The organism is Plantibacter sp. CFBP 13570, assembly GCF_014841395.1.
GTDB classification, from domain to species: domain Bacteria; phylum Actinomycetota; class Actinomycetes; order Actinomycetales; family Microbacteriaceae; genus Plantibacter; species Plantibacter auratus.
The window spans coordinates 1-9,099 of sequence record NZ_JACYTW010000097.1 but is presented as its reverse complement, the minus strand read 5'-3'; the positions used below and the strand labels follow the sequence as shown (position 1 = coordinate 9,099).

General features: G+C 70.1%; 8 protein-coding genes. 2 read left to right on the top strand and 6 right to left on the bottom strand.

The genetic code is table 11. The annotated features are described in order from the left end of the window. From IFT89_RS18910 to IFT89_RS18890, 5 genes are all read right to left on the bottom strand, one after another. Positions 1-442: biotin/lipoyl-containing protein (locus IFT89_RS18910; RefSeq protein WP_307783553.1), on the bottom strand; the 442-nt coding region annotated here is incomplete at its 3' end. Beyond that, positions 439-1,485, bottom strand: a complete 1,047-nt coding sequence (locus IFT89_RS18905; protein WP_124769533.1) for an alpha-ketoacid dehydrogenase subunit beta — start codon at positions 1,483-1,485, stop codon at positions 439-441. The genes IFT89_RS18905 and IFT89_RS18910, both read right to left, overlap by 4 nt. Further along, positions 1,482-2,630 carry a pyruvate dehydrogenase (acetyl-transferring) E1 component subunit alpha gene (gene pdhA / locus IFT89_RS18900; protein ID WP_202939733.1) on the bottom strand — a complete coding sequence of 383 codons (1,149 nt, stop codon included), beginning with the start codon at positions 2,628-2,630 and terminating at the stop codon, positions 1,482-1,484. The genes IFT89_RS18905 and pdhA overlap by 4 nt, the downstream gene beginning before the upstream one ends. A 194-nt stretch (positions 2,631-2,824) precedes the next feature. After that, positions 2,825-5,116, bottom strand: a complete 2,292-nt coding sequence (locus IFT89_RS18895) for a polyribonucleotide nucleotidyltransferase (protein WP_079707114.1) — start codon at positions 5,114-5,116, stop codon at positions 2,825-2,827. Between the two features lie 301 nt (positions 5,117-5,417). Next, entirely contained in the window at positions 5,418-6,500 is a 1,083-nt protein-coding gene (locus IFT89_RS18890) for an FUSC family protein (RefSeq protein ID WP_202939732.1), read from the bottom strand. Positions 6,501-6,618: 118 nt separating this feature from the next. Between IFT89_RS18890 and IFT89_RS18885 the strand changes: the two genes are divergently transcribed. Next, positions 6,619-7,731 carry an acyltransferase family protein gene (locus tag IFT89_RS18885; RefSeq protein WP_244650861.1) on the top strand — a complete coding sequence of 371 codons (1,113 nt, stop codon included), beginning with the start codon at positions 6,619-6,621 and terminating at the stop codon, positions 7,729-7,731. Here IFT89_RS18885 and IFT89_RS18880 read toward each other — a convergent pair. Beyond that, on the bottom strand, positions 7,721-8,641 hold the full coding sequence (locus IFT89_RS18880) for an NADP-dependent oxidoreductase (RefSeq protein ID WP_202939731.1): 921 nt from the start codon (positions 8,639-8,641) through the stop codon (positions 7,721-7,723). The two genes, IFT89_RS18885 and IFT89_RS18880, sit on opposite strands and share 11 nt — an antisense overlap. 117 nt (positions 8,642-8,758) lie before the next feature. Here IFT89_RS18880 and IFT89_RS18875 point away from each other — a divergent pair. Next, positions 8,759-9,099, top strand: a 341-nt coding sequence (locus IFT89_RS18875) for a DedA family protein (RefSeq protein WP_374190805.1), incomplete at its 3' end; no start/stop codon positions are given.

The following is a 9,099-nucleotide window of genomic DNA, read 5'->3' as shown; positions in this document are numbered from 1 at the left end:
GGGGCCGGGAACGCTCCGGCACCGGGGCGGTGTGCGCCGGGGCAGGTGTGTCATCGCCGGCGGACCGGGCACGACGCCGTGGCCGTTCACCGCTCGCCGTGCGAGGGCCGTAGCCGACGAGGACCGGCTCGCGGTCCGCCGCCCCACTCGGACGGTCGACCTCCGCTCGGTCGGCCTCGGGGACCGACGGGGGCGGAGCGGTCTCACCATCGGGCGCGAAGTCGACGAGCGCTTCGCCGACGAGGACCGTCCTCCCCGGTTCGACGTGGAGCCTCGTGACCACGCCGGCGGTCGGCGCGGGCAGTTCGACGAGCGCCTTCGCGGTCTCGACCTCGGCGATCACCTGGTTGAGCTCGACGTGGTCGCCGACGGCGACGCGCCAGGACACGAGTTCGCTCTCGGTCAGACCTTCACCGAGATCGGGTAGGGAGAACCGCTTCATCGCCGTCCCTCCCCACCGGTCACAGGCCGGGCATCGGCCCTGCCCACAGCGGAGGCCGAGGACCGACGCCCCAGCGCGCGATCCACCCCGTCCAGGATCCGGTCGAGGTCCGGGAGGAAGTGGTCCTCGAGCGCCGAAGCGGGATAGGGCGTGTCGAACCCGGTCACCCGCACTGGGGCCTCTTCGAGGAGGTCGAAGCAGCGTTCGGTGATCGAGGCCGCCAGTTCGGCTCCGACCCCTCCCGAGCGTTGCGCCTCGTGCGTGATGACGAGTCGCCCGGTCTTCTCGACCGAGGCGGCGACCGCGTCGACGTCCAGGGGTGCGAGGGATCGGAGGTCGATCACCTCCAGGTCGACACCCTCGTCGGCCGCGGCCTCCGCAGCCTCGAGCGCCGTCTGGACGAGCGGACCGTAGGCGACCAGCGTCGCGTCCGTGCCGGCGCGAACGGTCCGCGCACGGGTGAACGCGAGCGGATCGGCGGGGAGGTCGTCGAGGACCTCACCCTTCGTCCAGTACCGCCGCTTCGGTTCGAAGAACAGCACCGGGTCGTCGCACGCGATCGCCTGACGGATCATGGTGTGCGCGTCCTGGGGGTCCGAGCACGTCACCACGCGCAGTCCCGCCGTGTGCGCGAAGTACGCCTCCGGGGACTCGGAATGGTGCTCGACGGCGCCGATTCCTCCGCCGTACGGCACGCGGATGGTGACCGGCATGCGCACGGCGCCCTTCGTCCGGTAGTGCAGCTTCGCCAACTGCGCGACGATCTGGTCGAACCCCGGATAGATGAACCCGTCGAACTGGATCTCACACACCGGGCGGAAGCCCCGGAACGCCAGACCGATCGCCGCTCCGATGATCGCGGACTCCGCCAGCGGCATGTCGACGACGCGATCGGCACCGAACTCCGCCTGGAGGCCGTCGGTCACCCGGAACACCCCACCGAGTCGGCCGATGTCCTCGCCGAGCAACAGGACCCGGTCGTCATCGGCGAGGGCGTGGTGCAGTCCGGTGTTGATCGCCTTGCTGAGGGTGAGCGTGGTCATCGGGCACCACCGTCGAACATCGCGAGGTACGAGCGGTACTCCTCGCGTTGCCGTTCGAGCCCGGGGTGGGCGGTGGCGTAGACCTCGTCGAAGAGCGAGAGCGGGTCAGGAGCAGGCAACGCGAGGCACCCCGCACGGACCCGGGCGGCAGCCGAGTCGGCGACGGACGCGACGTGGGCTCGGGCCGTCTCGTCGAGGACCCCCTCGGACTCCAGCAGACGCTCGAGACGGGCGATCGGATCCTTTGCACGCCACGACGCGACCTCGCTCTCGTCCCGGTACCGCGTCGGATCGTCCGAGGTGGTGTGCGGCCCCATGCGGTAGGTGACGGCCTCGATGAAGGTCGGCCCACCACCGGAACGTGCGCGGTCGACGGCGATCCGCATCGCCGCCGTCACGGCGATCACGTCGTTGCCGTCGACCCGCATGCTCGGCACCCCGAAGCCCGGTGCCCGGTCCGCGATGGGGCGTTGGGCCTGCAGCCCGACGGGCTCGGAGATCGCGTACTGGTTGTTCTGGCAGAAGAACACCACGGGTGCCTGGAAGCTCGCTGCCAGCACCAGCGCCTCGTTCACGTCGCCCTGACTCGTCGCCCCGTCGCCGAAGTAGGCCACGGCCACCGCGTCGGACCCGTCGCGCTGACAGCCCATCGCGTAGCCCGTCGCATGGAGCGTCTGGGCCCCGATGATGACCGCCGGCGTCGCCATGCCGACCGCGAACGGGTCCCAGCCCGACAGCGCGGTCCCCCGCCACATCGCCATCAATTGGTCGAGTTCGACGCCACGGCAGTACGCGACGGCCTGTTCGCGGTAGCTCGTGAAGACGAAGTCCCCGCGCCGCAGGACCCGCGCCGACCCCACCTGGGCGGCCTCCTGCCCGAGCGACGGTGGCCACAGACCGATCTCGCCCTGCCGTTGCAGAGCCGTCGCCTCCGTGTCGATGCGGCGCGTGACGACCATGTCCTCGTAGAGCGCGAGCAGCTCGGTGTGACCGAGGTCGGCGACGAAGAGGTCGTAGAGGGCGTCCTCCTGACGGACGCCGTCCGGATCGAGGAGCTGGACGCACCCCTGGTCGACCGGGACCGGTTCGCGTGCATCACCGCCCCGCTCGTCGGAATCCTGCGGGAATTGGGTGTGAGTCTCCATCGACACGATGCACGCCGCCTTGAGTTCGGTGACCTCACGGCGGTGCCTCGTGAGCGATGCCGTGCCCTCGCGTCATCGCGAGCTGGTCCGAGGCTACGCCGGATCACCCTGGCGCTCAACCGTCGACACTCCGCGCAACGGCGAACGCCCGCCCCGCAGAGGCGGGACGGGCGTTCGGGTGCAGCTGCTGAGGCTTAGCCTTCGGCCGGGGCCTCGGGGCCTTCGCTGGCAGCGTCGCTGCCGTGCGTGTCGGCCTCATCGGCGACGACCGGAGCGAGCGAGAGCTTGCCGCGGTCGTCGATCTTCGTGATCTCGACGAGGATCTTCTGGCCGACGCCGAGCACGTCTTCGACGTTCTCCACACGCTTGCCACCGGCGAGCTTGCGGACCTCGGAGATGTGCAGCAGGCCGTCCTTGCCCGGGAGCAGCGAGACGAACGCGCCGAACGCGGCGATCTTGACGACGGTTCCGAGGAACTGCTCGCCGACCTCCGGGTTGGTGGGGTTCGCGATCGCGTTGACCTGGGCGCGAGCGGCCTCGGCCGACGGACCGTCGACGGCGCCGATGTAGACGGTGCCGTCCTCCTCGATGGAGATGTCGGCGCCGGTCTCGTCCTGGATCGAGTTGATCGTCTTGCCCTTCGGGCCGATCAGCTCGCCGATCTTGTCGACGGGGATCTGGACGCTGATGACGCGAGGTGCGGTCGGCGCCATCTCGTCAGGAGCGTCGATCGCCGCGTTCAGCACGGAGAGGATCGTCGTGCGGGCGTCCTTGGCCTGCTGGAGCGCACCGGTCAGGACCGAGGTCGGGATGCCGTCGAGCTTCGTGTCGAGCTGGATGGCCGTGACGAACTCGGAGGTACCGGCGACCTTGAAGTCCATGTCGCCCAGGGCGTCTTCGGCGCCGAGGATGTCGGTGAGCGCCGCGTAGCGGGTCTCGCCGTCGACGACGTCGGAGATGAGGCCCATGGCGATACCGGCGACGGGTGCGCGGAGCGGCACACCGGCGTTCAGCAGCGACAGGGTCGAGGCGCAGACGGAACCCATCGAGGTCGAACCGTTGGACCCGAGGGCCTCGGAGACCTGACGGATCGCGTAGGGGAACTCCTCGCGGCTCGGCAGCACCGGCACGAGTGCGCGCTCGGCGAGGAAGCCGTGCCCGATCTCGCGACGCTTCGGCGAACCGACCCGGCCGGTCTCACCGGTCGAGTAGGGCGGGAAGTTGTAGTGGTGCAGGTAGCGCTTCTTCGTGACGGGCGACAGCGAGTCGATCTGCTGCTCCATCTTGAGCATGTTCAGCGTGGTGACACCCAGGATCTGGGTCTCGCCGCGCTGGAAGATCGCGGAACCGTGGACGCGCGGGATGACCTGCACCTCGGCGTCGAGCGGACGGATGTCGGTGAGGCCACGGCCGTCGATGCGGATGCCCTCGCGGAGGACCCGGCCGCGCATGACGACCTTCGAGACGGACTTGTACGCCGCCGAGAACTGGGTGAGCACTTCGGCGTCGAGCGAACCGGCCTCGACGCGCTCGGTGATCTCAGCCTTGACGCGGTCCTTGAGGGCGTCGTCGGCGTTCTGGCGCTCGATCTTGTCGGCGATCTGGTAGACGTTCACCAGTTCGTCGTGTGCGAGACCGGCGACCGCGTCGTAGCTCTCCTGCGTGTACGGGAGGAACACGGGGTAGGCCGCGATCTCCTTGGCCGCCTGAGCGGCGAGTTCGCTCTGCGCCTTGACGAGCTGCTTGAGGAACGGCTTGGAGGCCTCGAGACCGGCAGCGACGACCGCCTCGTCGGGCTTCGTGGCGCCGCCCTTGATGAGGTTCCAGCTGTTCTCGGTGGCTTCCGCCTCGACCATCATGATCGCGACGTCTTCGTTGCCGTTGGCGTCGGTCACGATGCGACCGGCGACGATGATGTCGAAGACGGCCTCCTCGAGCTGGTCGACCTTCGGGAAGGCGACCCACTGGTCGGCCTCGCCGGCCTGGCCGGGGATCAGCGCGAGACGGACGGCGCCGATCGGACCGGAGAACGGCAGACCCGAGATCTGGGTGGACATCGACGCCGCGTTGATCGCGAGGGCGTCGTAGAACTCACCCGGAGCGATCGAGAGGACGGTGATGACGATCTGGACCTCGTTGCGGAGGCCGGTGACGAACGACGGGCGCAGCGGCCGGTCGATGAGGCGGCAGACGAGGATCGCCTCGGTCGAGGGGCGGCCCTCACGACGGAAGAACGAACCGGGGATCTTGCCGGCGGCGTAGGAGCGCTCCTCGACGTCCACCGTGAGGGGGAAGAAGTCGAAGTTGTCCTTGGGGTGCTTTCCGGCCGAGGTGGCCGAGAGGAGCATGGTCTCCTCGTCGAGGTACGCGGCGATCGCGCCCTGTGCCTGCTGCGCGAGGCGGCCGGCTTCGAACCGGACCGTGCGCTTGCCGAACTTGCCGTTGTCGAGAACGGCCTCGGCGAACTTGATTTCTGGACCTTCCACAGGTCTCTCCTTCGTACGTGTGCGCTCCCGTCGAGTGACGGGCCGCGCGTCCCGAATGGACGCGCCGTCGAGCGCGGTCGTGCATGATGCAGCGCGCAACACAGCCGCAGTACTTGCTCAAGCCGCCCGGTCTTCCGGGACTTGGCTGGCCACCAGTAGAACACCACCCGCGGATCGCGAGGGATACACCACCGAGGACCAGCTTCCTGTCGGCTGGCTGTGCGCGGAGCGGACCATCACGGTCCGCCGTCGGTCAGCCTAGCAGAGGGGGGTTCGGCGATCCCCGGAACGACACGGATCCTCAGGTGATGGGCGGGGTGCCAGGGGCGTCGGGAGACGCCGCGCGCCGGCGGTCGCGTCCCCACGACACGAGCAGGAGGACCATCGCGACGGCCGCTCCGAGGAGGGTGTCGAGCACGCGCTCCCCCACGATCGCGAGCACCGGTTGCGTCGACGAGGACGTGCTGATGATGAGCACGAGCGGCGTGATGAAGACGAGCGCCAACGCGTAGTGCCGGATGACGACGAGCTCGATCGTGAACTGCAGGGCGGCCAGCACGAGCGCGAGGACGTAGCCGTGCGGCTGGAGCGAGGCCACGGCGAGGAAGATCCCGGCGCCGACGACCGTCCCGAGCACGCGGTGCACGCCGCGTGTCGCGCTCAGGGTGCGCGAGTGCCCCACGCTGAGGATCGCGACGGCGGACCCGGCGATCCAGTACCCGTGACCGAGGCCGAGGACCGCTCCGAGGACCGCACTGATCGCGAGCGCGACCGTGAGGCGTGCCGCGATCCGGCGGTCGGTCGCGCTCAGCCGGTACTCGGGGAACAGCACCCGCATCGGCGTCGGCTTCCCCGCGCCGCGGCGGACGGCCGGCACGAGCAACGGCGCGACGACCACCAGCGAGGCGAAGGCGGAACCGGCCGCCACGAGCAGGATCACCAGTCCGCCGTCGAGCCCGGCGCCGCCGATCGGGACGGGCGCGGTCAGGTGGCCGGCGATGCCGAACACGAGGATGAAGAACAGCGCGCCCGGAGGGCCGAGGACGATGCCCTGCACCAGCCAGATCACCACCGACCCGACGACGATGAGGCCGATCGCGGTCAGCGGCCGAGAACCCGACATCGCGACACCCAGCGCCGCGGCCGTGACGAGTCCTGCTCCGATGAGCGGCAGCACCCGCAGACGGTCCCGGCGGCTGAGCGGCGCGCAGTAGAGCGCGGTGAACGCCCCGAGGCCGGTGAGCAGGCCGAGCGGCGTGAGTCCGAAGAACGTCGCGACCGCGACCGGCACGGCCATCGCGATCGCAGCCGTGAGGGCTGCCGGCCAGCGCTTGGGCGATGGCGCGAAGCTGATCAGCGAGGTCTTCAGACCGCGTTCAGCCATCCGGTCCTCCGCTCTCGTGCAACCATCCAACGCTACGCCATCCTGAGCCCGGCGCCCGGGCCCCCGTCGTCGCGCGGGCCACCCCGGGCTACGCTGGTGCGGACCCCAGGAGGTGACGTTGACGCATCCCGCGCTGGCAGCCGCTCGCCCGAAGCAGCGCGTCCCGTTCTGGGACAACGCCCGTTTCGCGTGCATCACGCTCGTGGTCATGGGCCACGCGATCCAACGCCTGACCTCCGAGTCCGACCCCGCGCTCGTCGTGTACCTGTTCCTCTACGCCTTCCACATGCCGGCGTTCGCGATCATCAGCGGGTACTTCTCGAAGTCGGCCCCTCCCGGACGACGACAGATGCGTCGGGTGATCACGGACATCCTCCTGCCCTACCTGATCATGGAGGGGATCTGGTCCCTCGTGCAGTTCCTCGTCGAGGGCAAACGCGCGTTCAACCCGACCCAACCGTCGTGGACGCTCTGGTTCCTCCTCGCGCTCGGCATCTTCCGCCTCGTCCTGCCCTATCTCGCGCTCCTGCGCTGGCCATTGCTCTGGAGCGTGGTGATCTCGGTCGGCGTCGGCTACCTCGACAACGTCGACAGCACGTTCTCGCTCTCGCGCGCACTCGGGATCCTCCCGTTCTTCGTGCTCGGGTGGCAGATCAACCGGTGGCGTCTTGTGGACCGCTGGCGTCTCGTCCGCACCAGGGCCTGGTGGATCCGGATCGCCGCCGCCGTCGTCCTCATCGCGTGGGCGGTCGTCCTCGTCGTCGGGATCGACCTGTGGCGGCGCATCGACCTGCGCTACTGGTTCTTCTACGACCGGGGGTACACCGCGCTCGGCAACGAGGATGGGACGGGCGGCCTGGTGCGACTCGCGGCGATCCTGCTGGCCGTCGTCCTCACCGCGGCGTTCTTCGTGCTCGTCCCCCGCGGCCAGTCGTGGATCACCCGGTACGGACAGTCGACGATGTACGTCTACCTGCTGCACTCCTTCGTGCTCTACCCCCTGCGTGAGTCGGGCGTCCTCACCGACACGGGCAGCCCGGACCTCGTGCTCGTCGGCCTGCTGGTGCTGTCGGTCCTGATCGTCGTCGTGCTGTCCAGCGGCCCCGTGCGCCGCATCACGAGACCGCTCATCGAACCCCGCGCGGTGTTCATCTTCAGTCGCAAGCGGGCCTTCGACCCGGAGCCCCCTCGGAGCGACCCGACCGGGTCCCGGCGCGACGTCACGAGGTGACGAGGACGACCTTCCCACGGACGTGACCGTCGATGAGGTGGCGGTAGGCGTCGACGACCCGCTCGATGGGCCACACGCTGTCGATGGGGAGGACGATCTCACCCCGCGCGATCGACTCGCCGAGCGCTGCCAGCTCGTCGAGCGTCGCGTCCTGTCCGCCGACGCCGCGGAACCCGTGCTGGGCGGCGAACGGACGGTCCGCGATCGTGTTGACCCGCTCCGGCGCGACGCCGAGGTCGCGCGCCAGCTCGAGGGTCGGCCGGCCGTGCGTGTCGATGACGGCGGTTATCCCGCCAGGGGCCGCCTCGAGGACTCGCTCGCGCAGGCCGTCGCCGTACTGGACGGGGACGATGCCGAGACCGCGGAGGAACTCCTGGTTGGCCGCACCGGCGGTGCCGAGCACGACCGCGCCGGTCCGTCTGGCGAGCTGCGCCGCGAGCACGCCGACCCCGCCGGCCGCAGCACTCACGAGCACCGTGTCCGGCTGCTGGACGCCGACGGCGGCCACCGATGCGATCGCCGCGCGTCCCGCGATGTCCAGCGCGCCGGCCTGCTCGATGGTGAGCCCGTCCGGCACGTGATGGAGGATGCAGGCCGGGGCGATGAGGAAATCCGCCTGCGCGTGGAACCGGTGTCCACCGTAGACGTGGTCGCCCGTCGCGAATCCCTGGACGCCGCTCCCCACGCCGTCCACCACCCCGGCGAAGTCGTTGCCGTTCCCGCTCGGGACGCCTCGGCCGAAGGAGGCGAGCGCTTCGGGTGATACCGCGAGCTTGTGGTCGACGGGGTTGAGGCCTGCGACGAGGACACGGACGCGGACCTCGTCGTGGCCGGGCACCGGGATGTCGCCCTCGACGAGGTGGAACACCTCGGGGCCACCGAACCGGTCGAACCGCACGAACCTCGCCATGATGCCTCCTCCGCCGGCTTCCGCCGACCTCCATGCTCACACGCTTCCCGGGCGAGGACCACCCTGGCCGCAGGGGACGTCACGCGCCGTTCACCCGGCCGAGCGAGAATCGCGGACATGGCATGGGTCGATGAGCTGCAGACGGCGATCACGGCGTGGTTGCTCGAGATCGCCGCGTCGGGCTGGGTGTTCCCGGCGCTGTACCTGCTGACGGTCGCCGACGCGTTCCTGGTCGTCCTGCCGAGCGAGACCGCGGTGACGGCGCTCGGGGCGATCTCGGCGTCGAGCGGCTCGCCGGACCTCGCCCTCCTCATCGGCGTGGCCTGGGCGGGCGCCGTGACCGGCGACGTGTCCTGCTACCTCCTCGGACGACGGATCGGGACCACGCGCTTCGCCTGGATGCGGCGCCCGCGGGTCGCCGGCGCGATCGGACGCGCGGGCGTCGCACTCGAGCGCCG

Bases quoted from the DNA above. Each gene is read 5' to 3' on its own strand.
- IFT89_RS18905 (WP_124769533.1), bottom strand. From the start codon at position 1,485: ATGACCACGCTCACCCTCAGCAAGGCGATCAACACCGGACTGCACCAC.
- pdhA (WP_202939733.1), bottom strand. From the start codon at position 2,630: ATGGAGACTCACACCCAATTCCCGCAGGATTCCGACGAGCGGGGCGGT.
- IFT89_RS18890 (WP_202939732.1), bottom strand. From the start codon at position 6,500: ATGGCTGAACGCGGTCTGAAGACCTCGCTGATCAGCTTCGCGCCATCG.
- IFT89_RS18880 (WP_202939731.1), bottom strand. From the start codon at position 8,641: ATGGCGAGGTTCGTGCGGTTCGACCGGTTCGGTGGCCCCGAGGTGTTC.